Origin of the sequence: Terribacillus halophilus, from assembly GCF_900162685.1 — a bacterium.
Lineage (GTDB): Bacteria > Bacillota > Bacilli > Bacillales > Amphibacillaceae > Terribacillus > Terribacillus halophilus_A.
The window spans coordinates 331665-349284 of sequence record NZ_LT727827.1 but is presented as its reverse complement, the minus strand read 5'-3'; the positions used below and the strand labels follow the sequence as shown (position 1 = coordinate 349284).

The following is a 17620-nucleotide window of genomic DNA, read 5'->3' as shown; positions in this document are numbered from 1 at the left end:
AATTTATTAAGCCGTCGACGAACGGTAACGAAATATGACGAATGGCAACAGAAAATAAATTGCAAAAAGCAGTTGACAGTTGCTAAAAGATGTTGTAAAATACATAGAGTCGTCACCAAGCGATAAACATTATTCCACAGTAGCTCAGTGGTAGAGCTATCGGCTGTTAACCGATCGGTCGCAGGTTCGAATCCTGCCTGTGGAGCCAGTGGAGAAGTACTCAAGTGGCTGAAGAGGCGCCCCTGCTAAGGGTGTAGGTCGTGTAAGCGGCGCGAGGGTTCAAATCCCTCCTTCTCCGCCATCTAAAANTCAGTTGGTAGAGCATCTGACTTTTAATCAGAGGGTCGAAGGTTCGAGTCCTTCATGGCTCATCTGCTTAAAGCAAAGATGATCTTATAGATCTGCCGATGCTGTGCATCATACGCAGCATTTTTCTTTTGACTTTTAGCGGTCGTGGCGGAATGGCAGACGCGCTAGGTTGAGGGCCTAGTGGGTGAATAACCCGTGGAGGTTCAAGTCCTCTCGGCCGCACCAATAAAAAGTAAAAAAAGATGTTGACAAGCTGTAGACAACACGATATAATATAAAAGTTGTCATTATTAATAAGCGCCCGTAGCTCAATTGGATAGAGCGTTTGACTACGGATCAAGAGGTTAGGGGTTCGACTCCTCTCGGGCGCGCCATTATCTCTTCGGGAAGTAGCTCAGCTTGGTAGAGCACTTGGTTTGGGTCCAAGGGGTCGCAGGTTCGAATCCTGTCTTCCCGACCAGATACACCAAACTTCTCAATCTAACATTCTAATATGCGGGTGTAGTTTAGTGGTAAAACCTCAGCCTTCCAAGCTGATGTCGAGGGTTCGATTCCCTTCACCCGCTCCAAATTATGGGCCTATAGCTCAGCTGGTTAGAGCGCACGCCTGATAAGCGTGAGGTCGGTGGTTCGAGTCCACTTAGGCCCACCATNAGCACTCCGGTGCTTGGCAGCGCATGAGATGTAAAAGCATGAAGTTTCTTATCTAGTTTTGAAGGTTTACTTCAAAATAACTTGCTTCTTTTTGAAGGATAAGGTATAATATATCTTGTCGTTAGGAAAGATAAGTGTAGTTAAGTTAAGGTCTGGTGGTAATAGCGAAGAGGTCACACCTGTTCCCATGCCGAACACAGCAGTTAAGCTCTTCAGCGCCAATGGTAGTTGGGTTCGCCCTGCGAGAGTAGGACGCTGCCAGGCCGAAACATTTTCCTTCATATTATTATCGCGGGGTGGAGCAGGGGTAGCTCGTCGGGCTCATAACCCGAAGGTCGCAGGTTCAAATCCTGCCCCCGCAACCAAATAATTTTTAACGGGAGTACACGAAGTGTGCAACCAAGTTATTTTTACTTTTAATTGCACTAATACATAGTAGCAGTATTGGTCCGGTAGTTCAGTTGGTTAGAATGCCTGCCTGTCACGCAGGAGGTCGCGGGTTCGAGTCCCGTCCGGACCGCCATACATAAAATGTTCAAAAGCTTTAGGAGCAATCCTAAAGCTTTTTTTATATGTGTATTTCCCACCCGATTAAAGTGATACTTTCCACTGCACCTGCAGACTGCGCATTCATGAGTAGTTTATGCAGAAAATGTGGCATACTCTCACTCTTGGTAAAAGCACGCTGCACCCGAGATGGATTCTTATATGGAGAAACAGGGAAGCGCTGCAGGCCGTTTGTGGTTAGCAGGATAGAATTACGTCCTTTAGACAGAGGGATGATTCCCATATTATAAGACGGAACTTCTTGGTCAAATGTATTTTTAGCTCCAATCCAGCCCGCTCGGTGCTGCTGGTTCATTTGTACAGAACTTGTGTGCGCTGTGGAAGGCGGCAAGAGGAAAAGGGCATTGTCTCCTATTGATAACCAATATAAATAGCCTGCTTTGCGCACGCTAATCAAGCAGGAGCTGTTGCCGTTCACTTTAGCTGCGGTTGAACGAAATCGTACACTGTTAAACATGCTCATCAGAAAACTATCTATTTTCTTCATAGCGCTGGAAGTGTCTTCATCAAGCGTTTCAATAATTTTTCGCTGTCTCAGCATGAGAGAGTCGGCGATAAAAGCGGCACTTTCGACTGTATGCTGTGCACCCATGATAACAGCAAGTTCCCAATCTGGTCCTGTTAGGATAAGACAGGCGTTTTCGTTTTTGTGAGCTCCGTGCAGAATACTTCCGCCGAAACGTCCAATCCACATATGCTGGTAACTGCTTAAATCAACTTGATCCAGATAGGATTTAATCTCGCCATTCCAGTTGTAACTGTACATTTGTTCTAATGCTTCCATATGCATGCTCCTTTGTTAGCTGTTAGTATATGTATTCTCCATAAAACCAGAAAAGCCTTTTTGTTTCTGGTGCTTTTGCTTTTAGGCTATACTTTGCTATGATAAATAAATGAACAAGAAATGAAAGCGAGTCAGGTGATGGTAATGATCCATTTTAAAAAGACAATGCATACAATAGAAGAAACCAATACGTTCGGCCAGCAATTAGCCGAATTACTGCAGCCAGGTGATCTTATCACGATGGAAGGAGATCTAGGTGCAGGAAAGACGACACTGACAAAAGCAATTGGTGCTGGGCTAGGTGTTACGCGTACAATTAACAGTCCTACCTTTACGATTATTAAGGAATACGAGGGCCGTTTGCCTTTGTATCATATGGATGTATACCGTCTGGAGAATAGTGATGAAGATATAGGCTTTGAGGAGTATTTTTCGGGTGCAGGAGTTACCATCGTCGAATGGGCGCAATTTATTGAAGACTACTTACCGAAAGATCGACTGGAGCTTACACTCAAACATGACGGTGAGGCAAGGACAATCACGCTGCAGCCGGTTGGCAAGCGTTATGAAAAGCTTTGTAAGGAGTTAACAAAATGACTATATTAGCCATGGATACATCCAATCAGCTGCTAGGCGTAGCAATTGTAAAGGATGGCATTACATTAGGTGAGCATGTCATGCATGGTCACCGCGATCACTCTGTTCGATTGCTGCCTGCAATTGAACAGCTGATGAAAGAAACAAAGACGGCTCCAGAGGACTTGGAACGAATTGTAGTCGGACAGGGTCCAGGATCTTATACTGGCGTAAGAATCAGCATGGCAACTGCTAAAACAATGGCATGGGCGCTAGGTATTGATGTTATTGGTGTTTCGAGTTTAGAGGCACTTGCCTATCAAGGGCAGTTGTTCTCCGGGTATGTGTGTCCGTTCTTTGATGCACGCAGAGGGCAAGTATATACAGCGTTATATGCAAGCAGCCCTGTTACTTTTAAACAAGTAGAGGGAGCAGTTAACCCGCTGTTTACAGACTGGCTGGAACAGTTGCGTGATAAGGGTGAGAAAGTGTTATTCTTGAGTCCGGATATCGAAACTTACCGAGATATCATCACAGAAACACTTGGTGATCAAGCCGTCATACCGGAAAATAGTATGCATTATGCACGTCCGTCTGTCCTAGCTCAAATAGGAGCTGCTAGACAAGCGGATAAGCTGCATCAAATTGTACCGGATTATGTGCGATTAACGGAGGCGGAATCCAATTGGCTAAAACAACAGGAGCAGCAAAATTGAGTGCGCAGCCAATCGTTCGTCAAATGCAATTAGCGGATATACCGGCTGTCTACACCATCGAGACAGCATCTTTTGCAACACCGTGGACAATCGATATTTTTGAACGTGAAATTACAGAAAATACATTTGCCAATTATTTTGTCATTGAAAATGAGGGCGTTATTGCTGGTTACTGCGGTATGTGGCTTGTGATTGATGAAGCACAGATCACGAATATTGCTATTTTGCCAAATTACCGGGGAAAGAAATTGGGAGAGAAACTATTTGCTCATGTGATGGAACAGGCGATTCTCGCTGGAGCATATCGTTTATCATTGGAAGTACGCGTATCTAATCTGCCAGCGCAGCATCTATATCGCAAGTTTGGTTTAGTGCCTGGCGGAATACGGAAAAACTATTATACAGACAATCAAGAAGATGCGATTGTAATGTGGGTGAACTTATGAAAACATCGGAACTTATTTTAGCAATAGAAACAAGCTGTGATGAAACTGCAGCTGCTGTTATCGAGGGAGGCACCGTGATTCGTTCCAATGTTGTGGCTTCCCAAATTGAGAGTCACAAACGATTTGGCGGTGTTGTGCCTGAGATTGCTTCCCGGCATCATGTGGAGCAGATCACAATTGTCATAGAAGAAGCACTTCAGCAAGCAGGTGTTGAGAAAGAAGACTTGGATGCTATAGCGGTAACGCAGGGACCAGGTTTAATTGGTGCACTGCTCGTCGGGGTAAATGCTGCTAAAGCATTGGCCTTTTCCATCGGCAAGCCGCTGATAGGGGTACATCATATTGCCGGTCATATTTACGCAAACCGCCTGGAGCAGGAGTTTGCATTCCCGCTGCTGGCGTTAGTCGTTTCAGGTGGACATACAGAGCTGGTTCTTATGAAAGAGCATGGCAGCTTTGAAGTTATCGGTGAAACACGGGATGATGCAGCAGGAGAAGCATATGATAAAGTAGCCAGAACGCTACAGCTGCCTTATCCAGGAGGACCGCGCATTGATAAGCTAGCCGCAGAAGGCGCGCAGTCTATTGATTTCCCTCGTGCATGGCTGGAGCCGGAGAGTTACGATTTTAGCTTCTCTGGACTTAAGTCGGCGGTCATTAATACACTTCACAATGCGAAGCAAAAGGGAGAGACATACCCTCCTGCTGATGTTGCGGCAAGCTTCCAAGCAAGTGTTGTAGAGGTGCTCGTCGGGAAGACACTGCGAGCGGCTGAGGAATATGGAGCAAAGCAAATTATCGTAGCTGGGGGCGTTGCAGCCAACAGTGGCCTAAGAGCAGCATTGGAGCAAGCATTTGCGGACAAGCAAGCTGATCTTTTAATTCCGCCGCTTGCACTTTGTACCGATAATGCCGCAATGATTGGGGCAGCTGCATCTATTTCTTATCATCAAGGCAAATTCGCCGATCTGGCGATGAACGCGAAGGCATCCATGCCATTATAAGAAAAAGCATCGTTTCCGGCTGGGAAGCGATGCTTTTTTTATTCACAACACAGGCATTCACCTGTGTATAACTTATTAAAACCCACTATTAGTACCAGGTACAGAAGTGGATAAAATCACATAAAAACAGTGTGGATTCTGTGGATAATGTGTATAACTTTGTGTATATCCCATCAAATCAACAATGAAAGCGCATTTACTCCTGTGCATAACTTTCGTTCTCTTCGATGAGTGTTTCCCACTCTTCCATAACTTCCAGCAGTGTAGCTTGCAGCTGTTCATTCTTCTCTGTAATTTCCTGCGCTTTCTGATAATCTTGGAAAACTTCCGGATCGGTCAGCATTGTTTCGTTGCCTTCGATTTCTGTCTCCAACTCTGCGATCTTTTCTTCAAGCTCAGCAATACGTCGTTCTCTTTTCCGGATTTCTCGCTTTATTGCTTTATCTTGATGATAGTTCGATTTATTTTCTTGTTTAACCGGCTGCTTTGTTTCGGCTGCTGAAGATTCTAAATCGGCAATTTCTTGCTGCTCTTGTTTCTTCTCAATAAAGTAATCATAGTTCCCTAAATAAGTTACAATCTGCTTGTCCGCCATTTCCAGCACTTGTGTGGCAATTTTGTTCATAAAGTAACGGTCATGCGAGACGAATAGAATAGTGCCGGGGTAATTAGCTAATGCGCCTTCTAGCACTTCTTTACTGTCTAAGTCTAAGTGGTTAGTCGGTTCATCCATAATCAAAAGATTGGACTTCTGCATCATCAGCTTGGCTAGTGCAAGGCGGGCTTTCTCCCCACCGCTCAGTGTGTTGACCACTTTTAGTACATCATCACCCGTGAATAGGAAGTTTCCGAGGATTGTTCGTATATCTTTCTCATCCATTAGTGGATATTCATCCCATAGCTCAGCAAGTACAGATTTTGAAGAATGCAGTTCGGTTTGCTCCTGATCGTAATACCCAATGCTTACACCTGCGCCTAGCTCAACGTCACCAGTTTTTGCAGGGAGTTTTCCAATAATCGTTTTAAGAAGTGTTGTTTTTCCTGTCCCATTCGGCCCAGTGAGTGCAATCCGATCCTGGCGGTTCATATGGAAGCTGACATCTTGAAAGACAGGAGATGTACTTTCTGGATACTGATACGCTAATTCTTTTACCTTCAGCACATCGTTGCCGCTGCGGCGATCAATATCAAAAGTTAGCTTTGCTGAAGAAGCATCATGAAGCGGACGCTCCATTCGATCCATTTTCTCCAACTGTTTGCGTCTGCTCTGTGCACGTTTTGTAGTTGTTGCCCGCGCGATGTTCTTTTGAACGAACTCTTCCATTTTCTTTATTTCAGACTGCTGTTTTTCATATTGCTTCATTTCTTTTTCGTAATTCGCAGCTTTTTGATCTAAGTAGCTGCTGTAATTGCCTTTATACCGCACAGAGTGATTATGAGCTATTTCGATTACGGTGTTTACTGTTTTGTCGAGGAAATAGCGGTCGTGGGATACGACGACAACCGCGCCTTGATAGCTGCTTAAATAGCCCTCGAGCCAGTCCAATGTAGAAATGTCCAAATGGTTGGTTGGCTCATCCAATATTAATACGTCGGGTTTCTGAAGCAGCAGCTTTCCTAACGCAAGACGTGTCTTCTGTCCGCCGCTCAAGGAGCCAATCGGTGTAGACAAGTCTTTATCTCCGAATCGGAGTCCGTTTAGTACGGAGCGAATGTCAGCTTCATACTGGTAGCCGCCGTTTAAACGAAACGCCTGCTGTTTTGTATCATAGTTCGTAAGGAGCTGCTGATAAGCTGCTTCATCTGCAATTAAATCAGGATTACCCATCTTTGTCTCCAGGCGGCGTAATTCCTGCTCTTGGTGGATGAGATCAGCAAATACCGTTTTCATCTCCTCTAGAATACTTTTCTCCGATTCTAATCCTGTATGCTGTTCTAAGTAGCCAAGCGTGGCTTCTTTGGCAAGGAATACGTTCCCCTCATCATATGTCATTTCACCTGCTAGAATCTTCAGGAGAGTTGATTTGCCGGCACCGTTGCGCCCGACAATAGCTAATCGATCCTGTGTTTGTACTTCCAGCTTTATATTCGATAAAATGACGTCTGCGCCAAATAGTTTCGTTATATTATTTGCTTGCAATAAAATCATTTCGTTCACCTCATACTATCAGTGTATCCTATGTGTCAAAACAGTAGCAAGCGCGGAATTCCTCCACTTTTTGCTTGCTGGAAGATGGACATCGAGAGCCAATTTGTTAAAATGAAACTAGATACCCTGTCCCATTCTTCTTTGTGAATCTGTACAAGACTTTCCTATTCATATCTGATAGAATAAGGTGTTATCATTAATTGTACTTGTGAAAGTATCATATCGTAACAATTCAAGGACGAAGCCGCAGGCCGCATCTGTTGGTTCCTCACAGATGCCGGAATGGACCGTCTGCAGCTATTACTCCACGTATTTAAGCGGAATATGGGAGGGCTTACATACAAAAGGTGACAGAGCATACAGCCTTTAGACCCAACTGCATGGCTGCACGAAGTCACTTCTGGGAGCTGCAAGCTTTAGGAGGATATATGAGTATGTATATGGACCAAAATAAAATACCGAAGGCGACGGCAAAGCGATTGCCGCTTTATTACCGATTTCTCAACAGCCTGCACCTGCAAGGCAAAACGCGTGTTTCTTCTAAGGAACTTAGCGAATCGGTGAAAGTTGACTCAGCTACAATACGTCGTGACTTCTCTTATTTCGGAGCGCTTGGCAAAAAGGGCTATGGCTACAATGTAGAGTATTTGCTGAAATTTTTCCGGAAAACATTAGATCAAGATGAGATTACGAAGGTGGCACTCATTGGGGTTGGTAACCTTGGTACCGCATTTCTGCATTACAACTTTATTAAAAATAATAATACAAAAATAGAAATGGCTTTTGATACTGATCCAGGAAAAGTAGATCATAATATCGGCGGTGTTCCCGTTTATCATATTGATGACTTAGAGGAGTATATCGGCAATGTGAGTGCCGCAATACTGACAGTGCCTGCACTCGCTGCTCAGCCTATTACGGATCGATTGGTGGATTGCGGTATTGCTGGAATTCTGAATTTCACGCCAGCACGTATTGCCGTACCTGATAGAATCCGCGTACATCATATTGATCTCGCGATTGAATTACAATCACTGGTTTATTTTCTGAAACATTATTAATGTAACACCTCTCCTGCAGAGGTGTTTTTTCTTACATAAATGTGAAAGCTATGGTAACGCGTTCGGGCAGTAATAAGAGGATGAAAGGAAGGGGCAGCATGGAAAAACAGCAAGCAGCAATTTACTTAAATAGCGTGACTTACCGTGCAGGTGAAAAAGAAATTTTGCATGAGATTACAGGAACATTTGCCAAAGGGAAAATTACTAGCGTTATTGGTCCATCTGGTGCTGGAAAGACAACTTTATTTCGTTTGTGTAATGGATTGCTTTCTCCTGATAGCGGGAGGATTCAGATAGATGGAAGAGATATATTGTCTCTTGACCCGATTAGCTTGCGCCGACAAGTCGGTATTGTCCTGCAGCAGGCAACGATGCTGGAGGGAAGTGTGAGGGACAACTTGGCGCTGCCGCTGCAACTTGCCGGTGAAGATCTGTCAGAGGAGGAAGCAGCGCGAATTGTGCAGGAAGTAGGCCTGGATACAGATATATTAGACCGTGACAGTAAGAGCTTATCAGGCGGACAGAAACAAAAGGTATCGATCGCTAGGACATTATTAAATCGTCCCCAGATTCTGCTGCTGGATGAAATCACATCCTCTTTGGATCGGGTATCCAAGCAGGATATTGAAAAACTGATCCTGCAAATTAACAGAGAATATGGAACTACGGTGATATGGATTACGCATAATCTGGAGCAAGCAAAAGCAGTCGCAGATCAGGTGTGGGTGATGATGACCGGAGAAGTAGTGGAGGCAGGAACAGCTGACCTGCTTGATCATCCAGAGAAAGAAGCTGTGAAACAGTTTGTAAAGGAGGAAGAAGCATGAGTTTCCTTGCTTTATTGCTGACGCTTATCTTTGTACTTATTCCGCTTATTTTGTCGAAAACATTACGACTTGGGCTAGAAAAGGACACCCTCATTGCGACCGTTCGTTCCATCATCCAGCTGTTTGCAGTCGGCTATGTGCTACAGTTCATCTTTGAATCCGAAAATATGCTTTATATTTTCTTGATGGTGACGTTAATGATTGGCGCCGCAACTCAGAACGCGAGGAAGAAAGGTGCGAGCATTAAGGGAATTACATGGAAGCTGGTACTCACCTTCGTCGTCATTGAAGTGCTGACTCAAGGTATATTGTTAGGTCTTCAAATTACACCTCCAACAGCACAGTATATAATCCCGCTCAGCGGCATGGTAATTGGTAATTCCATGGTGCTTGGTATATTGTTCTTGAACCGATTTACATCTGAGGTGGCATCCCGGAGAGAGGAAACAGAGCTTATTCTTTCTTTAGGCGGAACCCCAAAGCAGGCAATCCAGAAATCGCTGCTTGCTTCCATAAAAGCAAGTACTATCCCAACCATAGAAAGCCAGAAAACCATTGGGTTAGTACAGCTGCCCGGAATGATGAGCGGGCAGATTATCGCAGGAGCAGATCCGCTAAAAGCAGTTATGTTTCAGCTGCTGATTTTATTCCTGCTGCTGACGACAGCTATCGTTACGAGTATCATGCTTGGCTTCTTATCTTATCCGACGAAGTTTACGGAGCGGATGCAGATGATTGAGTAAACTAATCTTGTATATAGTAACAGCCGCCACTCATTTGGCGGCTGTTTGTAATTAGTGAGGGAAGGGTTCAAATTCGCTATCAATAATTGTCCCATCATACACAAAACTAACGGTTCCACGATCCTGATAGATTCCAACTTCATACTTATCGTTTGTTCCAAAAAATAGTAGACTGCCGTCAACAGCTGCATAGGAAGCTACTTCGCTCATTTCTTCACGATCACATGTAGTATTCATGCATTCCAAGATATCTTCTATCATATCTTTATCTGTTATCGTTTGGGAAGCAGCCGATGCTCCAGCCTGGTACACTTCTATCCGATCAATCTTATCTTCAATGAGCGCCTCGTTCTGAAAAGGCTTCAATGCACTGAGTATCCAAACGCCAATACCAACAAGCACGAGCAAAACAATTACAACATTTATTACTTTAGCCAGCAAATGAGATCACCTCTGCTAATTTTCTTCATCATCTCATACTTTCCCAAATAGAAATGTCATGTTATTGTTAATTTCATACGAAAGTATTTCGTGTGGCGAAGTATTAGTACTTGCTTGTTTGTTTCAACTTTGTTAAGGGAATTAGATACTATCATAGTTGGAGGAGGCATCTTTATGTATGAAAAAATCCTATTGGCTGTTGATGGCTCAGAGCACTCGCTTCGGGCAACGGAGGAAGTAATAAAGATCTGTCAAGCCAGTACGCATCCAGTGCAGCTGGAGCTCGTTAACGCGCTGCAAGAAGTGCGCAACAGTGAGATTGTGCTGCAGCATGTGAAGCCAGATGATGTGTATCGGGATGGAGAAGTGCGCATTCAGCATAATGAAGAGAAGCTGCGCAATGCAAATATCCCTTATACGCGGACAATTGAGCGGGGTGAAGCCGGCAAAATGATAGCAGAAAAAGCGAATAACGGCTTATTTGACTTGGTTGTAATTGGAACGCGTGGCTTAAACGGATTCCAAAAACTTGTTGTCGGAAGTGTAAGTACAGAAGTCATTAAAAGAGCAAAATGCCCAGTATTGGTCGTTAAATAGTAAGCGCTGCCAACTGGAGAAAAAATAATACAGCTGGGAGCATGCATGTGAGTAAACTACAATCTAAATGGTTAGTTGTTGTTGCTGTCCTTTTTGGGACATTCACTGTCATTTTAAATAATAGTATGCTGAATCCGGCTTTACCGTCGCTGATTTCTACATTTAATGCCAATGCAGTTAGTGTTGGCTGGATTTTAACCATTTTTATGGTGGCGATGGGTATGACAATGCCGGTGACAGGTTATCTTGGAGATAGGTTTGGGAAAAAAAGTATTTACTTGCTGGGCCTTGCGATATTTCTGACAGGGTCCATTTTTGGTATTTTTTCAGGTAGTCTGCCGTTCGTGATTGCAGCACGATTTATTCAAGGAATCGGCGGTGGATTAATGATGCCTATTTCCATGGCACTTATATTTCAAGCATTTCCGAAGCAGGAACGAGGTCTTGCAGTCGGCATTTACGGTGTAGCAGCAATGGTGGCCCCGGCAATCGGTCCAACGATTGGCGGAATATTGATTACGTATCTGCCATGGCCTTTTCTATTCGCGCTCAATTTGCCATTCGGTCTGCTTGGGTTGCTGCTGGCCAGTCGGTATCTAAAGTCAACGCATGCTAATCCAGACCGTCGCTTTGATAAAGGCGGCTTCGTATTCGTTACGCTCGGAATCGGATTGGTTCTATATGCGCTCGGCCGCGGGCAGACACTGGATATACTTGTTTCGCCAGCGAACCTAGTATTGATTGCGATTGGTGTCATAGCTGTGGTTGTTTTCGTGTTTTATGAGCGCAAAAAAGAGCAGCCATTATTGGAGTTATCCGTGTTTCATAATGCGAACTATGCTGTTTCGATTGCGGTAACGACGACAGCTTCTATTGGTCTATTCTCCGGAATTTTTCTGTTGCCATTGTTGATTCAAAATGTTTATGGATTGAGTGAAATCCAAACCGGGCTTTTATTCCTGCCAGCGGCTTTACTGAGTGGAGCTATGATGTCCTTAGGCGGGAGACTATTGGATAAAAAAGGCCCCAGATGGGTTGTACCGCCAGGTTTGCTGATTTTAGCTGTATCTACTTTCCTAATCGGTAACCTCAGCTTATCTACACCTTTCTGGCTCATCTTAGTAATCAATATGGTCAGAGGAGCAGGTCTAGGTCTCAGCAACATGCCTGCAACCACTGCTGGCATGAATGACATACCAGAGCATCTTGTCTCCCAAGGTTCGGCCATGAACAATGTGCTGCGGCAAATATCGTCCGCATTTGGGATTGTCTTCTTCAGTATCTATTATGAAGTACGCCGGGCGAATTTAACGGCAGCTGGAGAAGCGGCACAGCAGGCAAGCTTACAGACAATCAATGAAGCTTTTGTTATATCAAGTATTTTAATGATTATCATGGTGCCGATTTCATTAATTATACGGAATAGTACAAAGGAAAAACAACAAGCTAAAGGAGTTTCCAATGACTAAAGTAAAAGCAATGGTATTTGATGTATATGGCACATTGTTTGATGTGCATAGTGTCCAAGATGCGTGTGAACGTTATTTCCCGGAAAAAGGGAAGTCTATTTCCTCGGTTTGGCGGACAAAGCAGCTTGAATACGCTTTTCTGAGACAGCTGATGGGGCAGTATGAACCGTTCACGCAAGTGACAAAGGATGCACTGCATTATAGCTTGGAAAAACATGAATGCAGGTATTCTGATGCTGTTGTGCAAGACTTATTGCAAGCATATAATCAGCTGCAGCCTTATGAAGAGACAAAACAAGTACTGCATCACTTTCAAGACCGAAAACTGGCGGTTTTCTCCAACGGTCCGCAAACAATGTTAGAGCCGCTGCTGCAGCATGCCGGTCTTACAGAATATTTTAATGCTGTCGTGAGTGTGGATGAAATAAAGGCGTACAAGCCTACTACCGCAGCGTATGCGTATTTATTAAAACAGCTAGGGGTAAAGCGGGATGAGGTCCTGTTCTTATCCTCAAATGGATGGGATATTAATGGCGCTGCGAATTTTGGTTTTCACACGGCGTGGATCAATCGAAACAATGTACCAGCAGACAAATTAGGGCAAGAGTTGGATAAGATTTATCATGATTTGAATGGTCTTAAGGAAGATTAGTAAAAATTATTTTACTTTAACCTCAATAGCGGAATAACAGGTAATTAAAAAAGTGACCAAATCTTATAAGATTCGGTCACTTTTTGTTGTCCTGGTATTTCTGTGTTATTTCAACAATTCCTCTTCAAAGAAATTCAGCTGATAATCCAGTGTTAACGGATCATTGAACATAAAAGCATATGCATCTGCTTTTAATACATTGCCTTCTTTAACAGCCGGTATTTTTTTAAACAGCTCTGACTCCTGATAAGAATTATCTTGGTCACTGTACTGGCTGATAAGAAGGTAATCACCGACATAATCAGCTAGCACTTCCTCTGAAATCATCTTGTAGCCTTCTTGTTCGGTTACTTCTTTTACCTTGTCTGGCATAGCAAGTCCCATAGCTTGATAAAGTACTTCTGTTCCGCGTCCCCAGCTGTCGCCGAGTATGCCGATTCCTTTTTCGTAATTCTCCATAACGGTTACAGTTGTGTCTTCACCAATTTTGGCTTTTATTTCTTCACCAGCATCTTTGGCACGTGTCTTGAAATCATCTACCCACTTTTGGGCTTCTTCTTCTTTATTCAGCAATTTACCGATTTCTACGTGCTGTTCCAAGTAATCTAGTTTATTGTATGTGTACGTCACAGTCGGTGCGATTTCTTTGAACTTGTCCAGGTTTTTCGTCGTGCTGGCACCGATAATGAGATCCGGTTTAAGCTCTAGAATCTTTTCTACGTCATCTTCTGTAACTGTTTCTGCATCTTCAAGTTCTTTCACCAATACCGGGCTTTTCTTGGCCCAATCGTCTACGCCAACTACTTCGACGCCCAATGCTTCTACGTTACCTGCATAAGAGCCAAGAACAACAACACGCTGCGGATCAGCTGGCACTTCGACTGCACCAGTTTCTGATTCATATGTAACTGTTTCATTTGTTTTATTCTCACCTTCAGATGCACTGGTATTGTCTGAAGACCCACATGCGCTTAGAATGAGTAAAAGAAGACCGATTAAAGCAAATCCTAACTTTTTCATGTACCTTACCCGCTTTCTTTTATGATATTAATTGATAATGATTATCAATTTCATGTGATTAAAGCATACGAATAAACATAAGAAAAGTCAATACAATTAAAGATTATTTCAATACAGATATAGGAAAATCTACTATTTAGATGTTCTGTTAACTTAAAGAAAGGACTAAATCCCTGTTTTTAACTATTTTGTTATTAACGCTTACAAATTAACTTATAAATAGACTAAGTGCAATTGAAAATTAACGATGGAGGCTAATGAAATGATAAGTAGGAGGAAGACAGTTGGAAAGGCCTTTGTATTATCTCTCGTACTAGTACTGTTATTTATTCCAAATGCATCAGCAAGTTTCTGGGATGTTTCTGGGGATACAATGCTGCATGATCCTTCAATCACGAAAGAAGGAAACGTTTGGTGGGCGTTTGGAACAGGAGAGGTAAATAAGAATGGAATTCGAGTACTCCGGTCAGAGGATGGGAAACAGTGGGGAGCAACACCAGTTATCTTTCCACAGCCGCTAGCTTGGTGGAAGCAGTATGTACCTAACCATGAGCGTAACCAATGGGCACCCGATGTGTCTTATTACAACGGAAGGTATTGGGTATTTTATTCGGTCTCTTCATTTGGTTCTAAGAATTCCTTGATTGGACTCACTTCTACAAAAAGTATTCAATCCGGAGATTGGCGTGATGATGGACTTGTAATCAAGTCAACTGCAGCAAACAACTACAACGCTATAGACGGTGATTTGGTTATTGATAAAAATGGAGAACCATGGATGTCATTCGGTTCTTTCTGGAGTGGGATTAAGCTAACAAAGCTGGATAAAAATACAATGAAACCAACCGGACAATTATACTCGATTGCGGCTCGACCTAATGTTCCTGACCATGCTATTGAAGCACCAAATATTACGTATAAAGATGGCTATTATTATTTGTTTGTGTCCTTCGATCATTGTTGTCGAGGAGTGGATAGTGATTATAAGATTGCTGTAGGTAGATCAAAAGATATTACTGGGCCTTACGTCGATCGAAGCGGGAAATGAATGCTTGATGGGGGCGGCACGATTCTGGATGCAGGAAATGAACGGTGGATAGGTCCGGGTCACCAAGATGTTTATAACAACAACGTAATTGTACGACATGGTTATGATGCAGAAAATAACGGATCTCCACGTCTTTTAATTAATGATTTGTATTGGGATTCAAGTGGTTGGCCCCGATACTGAGCAAAGGGAAAGAAAGGCTGCAGAATGAACTGCAGCTTTTTTTGCGTATGGTATTATGGAAGGAGAGATAATAATTTTTTTAAGAAAGGGCAGGAAGTACTTTATGCATTTAGACGTAGACACAATACTGCTTGTTATCCTATTCGGCTTTCTTGCCGCATTTATTGATTCCGTTGTCGGAGGCGGAGGATTAATTACGATTCCTGCATTGCTGTTTGCAGGATTAAACCCAGCAGCAGCTGTGGCGACGAATAAAGTGGCCGGAACAATGGGGTCGTTGACTAGTACATATATGTTCTATCGTTCTGGGAATTTGGAATTGAAGTCAGTTATGAAGTTCTTTCCGTTATCATTTATCGGATCATTGTTCGGGGCGTGGACTGTGCATATCATTGATCCGGCATTATTCAAGCCGCTCATGCTCGTTATGCTGGTTGTCGTCGCTATTTATACGATTAAGAAGAAGGAGTGGGGAAGCGTTTCTACTTTTGAGCGCTTGAAACCAAAAGGATTGCTTCTTTTTGCTGCAGTTATTACAGCAATTGGTTTTTATGATGGTTTCCTAGGACCAGGCACCGGCTCTTTCCTCATTTTTGCATTTCTGTTTATCGGCTATGATTTCTTGCAAGCCGCTGGTACTGCTAAGCTATTAAATCTAGGAAGTAATGTTGCAGCACTCATCCTTTTTATTATTTTAGGACAAGTTCACTTTGCTATCGGCCTTATTATGGGGATATCTGGTGTCTTTGGCTCTATTGTCGGTTCCCGTTTTGCGATTAAAAATGGCAGCGGCTATGTACGTATTTTATTTATTGTCGTGACGACTGTTATGATATTGAAGAATGTGTATGATTATATAAAGGAAATGCTGTAAAAAAAGGCCAGGGGCCTTTTTTTATTGCGTGATGAAACTAGGCAGTGATCTAGTTGATCATCCAATGCTAGGACTAATAATAGCGGGAAGTGTACGTTATACTAAAATTATGTGAATTTTCCGGAGCGGCAGTAACAGCTATTTTTCATATATATAAAATGATATGAACGCGGGACGCGTAACGGAAGCAAAGAACGTAGGAGGATAAAGATGTTCGGAACACTATTCAACGTAGCAATGATTATCATCGGCAGTACACTTGGTACGGCATTTAAAAAGGGATTAAAGGACAGATATCAAACAATTTTAATGCAGGCAATGGGTTTGGCGGCGCTAGCATTAGGTGTTAATGCGATTGTGGGACATCTGCCACTAAGCAATTATTCGGTTCTGTTTATCATTAGCCTCGCTATTGGAGCGATTGTAGGGGAGAAGCTGGATTTAGATACTCGTTTTAATAACGTAGTGAAGAAGTTTTCAAAATCCAACTTGGCAGAAGGACTCTCAACAGCTATCTTGCTTTTCTGTATTGGATCGCTCTCCATTTTAGGTCCGGTAGAAGCAGCACTGCATCAAGATTATGCTTACTTACTGGCGAATGGAATGCTCGATTTTGTCACATCACTTGTGCTGGCGTCTACCTTCGGCTTTGGTATAGCGCTGTCCGCAGGAGTTGTGTTTGTTTGGCAAGGGTCAATTTATTTATTGGCAAAAGCATTGGAAAGCACAGTGAACGTCGATCTGCTAAATGAAGTGAGCATTGTTGGTGGCATATTGATTATGGCCTCAGGGCTAAGCATTCTCGGAATTAAGAAATTTAAAACGATGAACTTTCTTCCAGCCTTGCTTGTTCCTCCTGTGTTCTTTCTTGTTTTGAAGTTTATTTAATTTGTCGGAGGAGCGATTGTATATGGATGAAGTATTAAAAGAGGCGTTTGCGAAATCAAAATCCAAAGACAAACAAGAAAGCTATAAAGCTTATCTGTACATCCTTGAAGTGACGGAGCAGCAAGTAGACTGGGCATATGAGGTTTGGGATGACTTGTTAGAGGGCTTGACCGATAAAGATAATCACCAGCGCTCGCGAGCAGCTCAGTATTTAGCAAATTTAGCAAAAAGTGATCCGGAAAATAGAATGCTCGCTGATTTGCCGAAGCTCTGGGAAGTAACGAAAGATGAGAAATTCGTTACTGCCAGGCACAGTCTCCAAGCGATTTGGAAAGTTGGACTTGCGGCTGCTCCGCAGAAAGATAGAATCATGGCCTATATGGTCGACCGTTTCAAAAATGGGACAGCAGAAAAGAATTATACGTTAATTCGGTTTGATATCATCCAGAATATGAAACATTTATATGACCAGTTGGGTGATGAGGAAATAAGGGAGACGGCGATGAACTTAATGGAGACAGTCGAAGATGAGAAATATCAGAAAAAGTATAAGCGTGTATGGAAATAACCAGGCCCCCTTAAAGTCCTTGTTAAGGATATAGGTTTGAGAAC

At 43.1% G+C, this 17620-nt stretch carries 17 protein-coding genes, 10 tRNA genes, 1 rRNA gene and 1 pseudogene; 25 read left to right on the top strand and 4 right to left on the bottom strand.

The window, feature by feature from the left end; genetic code table 11:
* The first annotated feature begins 133 nt into the window (after positions 1-133).
* From B1K52_RS02750 to B1K52_RS02700, 11 genes are all read left to right on the top strand, one after another.
* Positions 134-208: transfer RNA gene (locus tag B1K52_RS02750), tRNA-Asn, on the top strand.
* Positions 209-210: 2 nt separating this feature from the next.
* Positions 211-301 (top strand) — tRNA-Ser (locus tag B1K52_RS02745).
* A gap of 5 nt (positions 302-306) precedes the next feature.
* Positions 307-368, top strand: a tRNA-Lys gene (locus B1K52_RS02740).
* 79 nt (positions 369-447) lie between these two features.
* Positions 448-534, top strand: a tRNA-Leu gene (locus B1K52_RS02735).
* Between the two features lie 72 nt (positions 535-606).
* A tRNA-Arg gene (locus B1K52_RS02730) sits at positions 607-683 on the top strand.
* A 9-nt stretch (positions 684-692) separates the two neighbouring features.
* A tRNA-Pro gene (locus tag B1K52_RS02725) sits at positions 693-769 on the top strand.
* Between the two features lie 35 nt (positions 770-804).
* Positions 805-878 (top strand) — tRNA-Gly (locus B1K52_RS02720).
* A gap of 6 nt (positions 879-884) precedes the next feature.
* A tRNA-Ile gene (locus tag B1K52_RS02715) sits at positions 885-961 on the top strand.
* Between the two features lie 153 nt (positions 962-1114).
* A 5S ribosomal RNA gene (gene rrf, locus B1K52_RS02710) occupies positions 1115-1227 on the top strand.
* A 26-nt stretch (positions 1228-1253) separates the two neighbouring features.
* Positions 1254-1328 (top strand) — tRNA-Met (locus tag B1K52_RS02705).
* Positions 1329-1409: 81 nt separating this feature from the next.
* A tRNA-Asp gene (locus B1K52_RS02700) sits at positions 1410-1486 on the top strand.
* A 45-nt stretch (positions 1487-1531) separates the two neighbouring features.
* On the opposite strand, the gene B1K52_RS02695 is transcribed toward B1K52_RS02700, so the two are convergent.
* A complete protein-coding gene (locus tag B1K52_RS02695) occupies positions 1532-2314 on the bottom strand; it encodes a PP2C family serine/threonine-protein phosphatase (RefSeq protein WP_077305184.1) in 783 nt (260 codons plus the stop codon).
* A 144-nt stretch (positions 2315-2458) separates the two neighbouring features.
* On the opposite strand from B1K52_RS02695, the gene tsaE reads away from it, so the two are divergent.
* The 4 genes from tsaE to tsaD are packed head-to-tail and all read left to right on the top strand — an operon-like array spanning position 2459 to position 5056.
* Entirely contained in the window at positions 2459-2911 is a 453-nt protein-coding gene (gene tsaE, locus B1K52_RS02690) for a tRNA (adenosine(37)-N6)-threonylcarbamoyltransferase complex ATPase subunit type 1 TsaE (protein ID WP_179106439.1), read from the top strand.
* Positions 2908-3606, top strand: coding sequence for a tRNA (adenosine(37)-N6)-threonylcarbamoyltransferase complex dimerization subunit type 1 TsaB (gene tsaB, locus B1K52_RS02685; RefSeq protein ID WP_077305182.1), 699 nt, complete (start codon positions 2908-2910; stop codon positions 3604-3606). Before tsaE ends, tsaB begins: the two co-directional genes overlap by 4 nt.
* Positions 3603-4052, top strand: coding sequence for a ribosomal protein S18-alanine N-acetyltransferase (gene rimI, locus B1K52_RS02680; RefSeq protein ID WP_373022192.1), 450 nt, complete (start codon positions 3603-3605; stop codon positions 4050-4052). Before tsaB ends, rimI begins: the two co-directional genes overlap by 4 nt.
* Complete coding sequence (tsaD, locus tag B1K52_RS02675; protein ID WP_179106438.1) at positions 4049-5056, top strand: tRNA (adenosine(37)-N6)-threonylcarbamoyltransferase complex transferase subunit TsaD; 1008 nt, start codon at positions 4049-4051, stop codon at positions 5054-5056. Before rimI ends, tsaD begins: the two co-directional genes overlap by 4 nt.
* A 196-nt stretch (positions 5057-5252) precedes the next feature.
* On the opposite strand, the gene B1K52_RS02670 is transcribed toward tsaD, so the two are convergent.
* Complete coding sequence (locus tag B1K52_RS02670; protein ID WP_077305178.1) at positions 5253-7205, bottom strand: ABC-F family ATP-binding cassette domain-containing protein; 1953 nt, start codon at positions 7203-7205, stop codon at positions 5253-5255.
* Between the two features lie 434 nt (positions 7206-7639).
* On the opposite strand from B1K52_RS02670, the gene B1K52_RS02665 reads away from it, so the two are divergent.
* The 3 genes from B1K52_RS02665 (at position 7640) to B1K52_RS02655 (ending at position 9836) form a co-directional block, all read left to right on the top strand.
* Positions 7640-8266, top strand: coding sequence for a redox-sensing transcriptional repressor Rex (locus B1K52_RS02665; RefSeq protein ID WP_077305176.1), 627 nt, complete (start codon positions 7640-7642; stop codon positions 8264-8266).
* 98 nt (positions 8267-8364) lie between these two features.
* On the top strand, positions 8365-9093 hold the full coding sequence (locus B1K52_RS02660; protein ID WP_077305174.1) for an ABC transporter ATP-binding protein: 729 nt from the start codon (positions 8365-8367) through the stop codon (positions 9091-9093).
* On the top strand, positions 9090-9836 hold the full coding sequence (locus B1K52_RS02655) for an ABC transporter permease (RefSeq protein ID WP_077305173.1): 747 nt from the start codon (positions 9090-9092) through the stop codon (positions 9834-9836). The genes B1K52_RS02660 and B1K52_RS02655 overlap by 4 nt, the downstream gene beginning before the upstream one ends.
* 51 nt (positions 9837-9887) lie before the next feature.
* Here the strand turns inward: B1K52_RS02655 and B1K52_RS02650 are convergent, their stop codons facing one another.
* Positions 9888-10277 (bottom strand): hypothetical protein, encoded by a 390-nt coding sequence (locus B1K52_RS02650; protein ID WP_077305172.1) that lies wholly within the window; start codon positions 10275-10277, stop codon positions 9888-9890.
* 174 nt (positions 10278-10451) lie between these two features.
* On the opposite strand from B1K52_RS02650, the gene B1K52_RS02645 reads away from it, so the two are divergent.
* Genes B1K52_RS02645 through B1K52_RS02635 form a run of 3 tightly spaced genes read left to right on the top strand, consistent with a single transcriptional unit; the run spans position 10452 to position 12995 of the window.
* Positions 10452-10874, top strand: a complete 423-nt coding sequence (locus B1K52_RS02645; protein ID WP_077305171.1) for a universal stress protein — start codon at positions 10452-10454, stop codon at positions 10872-10874.
* Positions 10875-10915: 41 nt separating this feature from the next.
* Complete coding sequence (locus B1K52_RS02640) at positions 10916-12343, top strand: MDR family MFS transporter (protein ID WP_373022124.1); 1428 nt, start codon at positions 10916-10918, stop codon at positions 12341-12343.
* A complete protein-coding gene (locus tag B1K52_RS02635; protein ID WP_077305168.1) occupies positions 12336-12995 on the top strand; it encodes a haloacid dehalogenase type II in 660 nt (219 codons plus the stop codon). The genes B1K52_RS02640 and B1K52_RS02635 overlap by 8 nt, the downstream gene beginning before the upstream one ends.
* A 105-nt stretch (positions 12996-13100) precedes the next feature.
* On the opposite strand, the gene B1K52_RS02630 is transcribed toward B1K52_RS02635, so the two are convergent.
* The gene (locus tag B1K52_RS02630; protein WP_077305166.1) at positions 13101-14015 is read right to left on the bottom strand and encodes an iron-hydroxamate ABC transporter substrate-binding protein; all 915 of its coding nucleotides are present in this window, start codon (positions 14013-14015) and stop codon (positions 13101-13103) included.
* A 247-nt stretch (positions 14016-14262) separates the two neighbouring features.
* Here B1K52_RS02630 and B1K52_RS02625 point away from each other — a divergent pair.
* The 4 genes and pseudogenes from B1K52_RS02625 to B1K52_RS02610 all read left to right on the top strand — a co-directional run bounded on the left by B1K52_RS02625 (position 14263) and on the right by B1K52_RS02610 (position 17576).
* Positions 14263-15246, top strand: a pseudogene (locus B1K52_RS02625) (glycoside hydrolase family 43 protein).
* A gap of 103 nt (positions 15247-15349) precedes the next feature.
* Positions 15350-16120 carry a TSUP family transporter gene (locus B1K52_RS02620; protein WP_077305164.1) on the top strand — a complete coding sequence of 257 codons (771 nt, stop codon included), beginning with the start codon at positions 15350-15352 and terminating at the stop codon, positions 16118-16120.
* Between the two features lie 210 nt (positions 16121-16330).
* On the top strand, positions 16331-17008 hold the full coding sequence (locus tag B1K52_RS02615; protein WP_077305162.1) for a DUF554 domain-containing protein: 678 nt from the start codon (positions 16331-16333) through the stop codon (positions 17006-17008).
* Positions 17009-17030: 22 nt separating this feature from the next.
* On the top strand, positions 17031-17576 hold the full coding sequence (locus B1K52_RS02610; RefSeq protein WP_077305159.1) for a hypothetical protein: 546 nt from the start codon (positions 17031-17033) through the stop codon (positions 17574-17576).
* Positions 17577-17620: the final 44 nt, after the last annotated feature.

Coding starts and splice junctions, on each gene's coding strand:
- B1K52_RS02695 (WP_077305184.1), bottom strand. CDS start 2,314: ATGGAAGCATTAGAACAAATGTACAGTTACAACTGGAATGGCGAGATT.
- tsaE (WP_179106439.1), top strand. CDS start 2,459: ATGATCCATTTTAAAAAGACAATGCATACAATAGAAGAAACCAATACG.
- tsaB (WP_077305182.1), top strand. CDS start 2,908: ATGACTATATTAGCCATGGATACATCCAATCAGCTGCTAGGCGTAGCA.
- tsaD (WP_179106438.1), top strand. CDS start 4,049: ATGAAAACATCGGAACTTATTTTAGCAATAGAAACAAGCTGTGATGAA.
- B1K52_RS02670 (WP_077305178.1), bottom strand. CDS start 7,205: ATGATTTTATTGCAAGCAAATAATATAACGAAACTATTTGGCGCAGAC.
- B1K52_RS02665 (WP_077305176.1), top strand. CDS start 7,640: ATGTATATGGACCAAAATAAAATACCGAAGGCGACGGCAAAGCGATTG.
- B1K52_RS02660 (WP_077305174.1), top strand. CDS start 8,365: ATGGAAAAACAGCAAGCAGCAATTTACTTAAATAGCGTGACTTACCGT.
- B1K52_RS02655 (WP_077305173.1), top strand. CDS start 9,090: ATGAGTTTCCTTGCTTTATTGCTGACGCTTATCTTTGTACTTATTCCG.
- B1K52_RS02645 (WP_077305171.1), top strand. CDS start 10,452: ATGTATGAAAAAATCCTATTGGCTGTTGATGGCTCAGAGCACTCGCTT.
- B1K52_RS02640 (WP_373022124.1), top strand. CDS start 10,916: ATGCATGTGAGTAAACTACAATCTAAATGGTTAGTTGTTGTTGCTGTC.
- B1K52_RS02635 (WP_077305168.1), top strand. CDS start 12,336: ATGACTAAAGTAAAAGCAATGGTATTTGATGTATATGGCACATTGTTT.
- B1K52_RS02630 (WP_077305166.1), bottom strand. CDS start 14,015: ATGAAAAAGTTAGGATTTGCTTTAATCGGTCTTCTTTTACTCATTCTA.
- B1K52_RS02620 (WP_077305164.1), top strand. CDS start 15,350: ATGCATTTAGACGTAGACACAATACTGCTTGTTATCCTATTCGGCTTT.
- B1K52_RS02615 (WP_077305162.1), top strand. CDS start 16,331: ATGTTCGGAACACTATTCAACGTAGCAATGATTATCATCGGCAGTACA.
- B1K52_RS02610 (WP_077305159.1), top strand. CDS start 17,031: ATGGATGAAGTATTAAAAGAGGCGTTTGCGAAATCAAAATCCAAAGAC.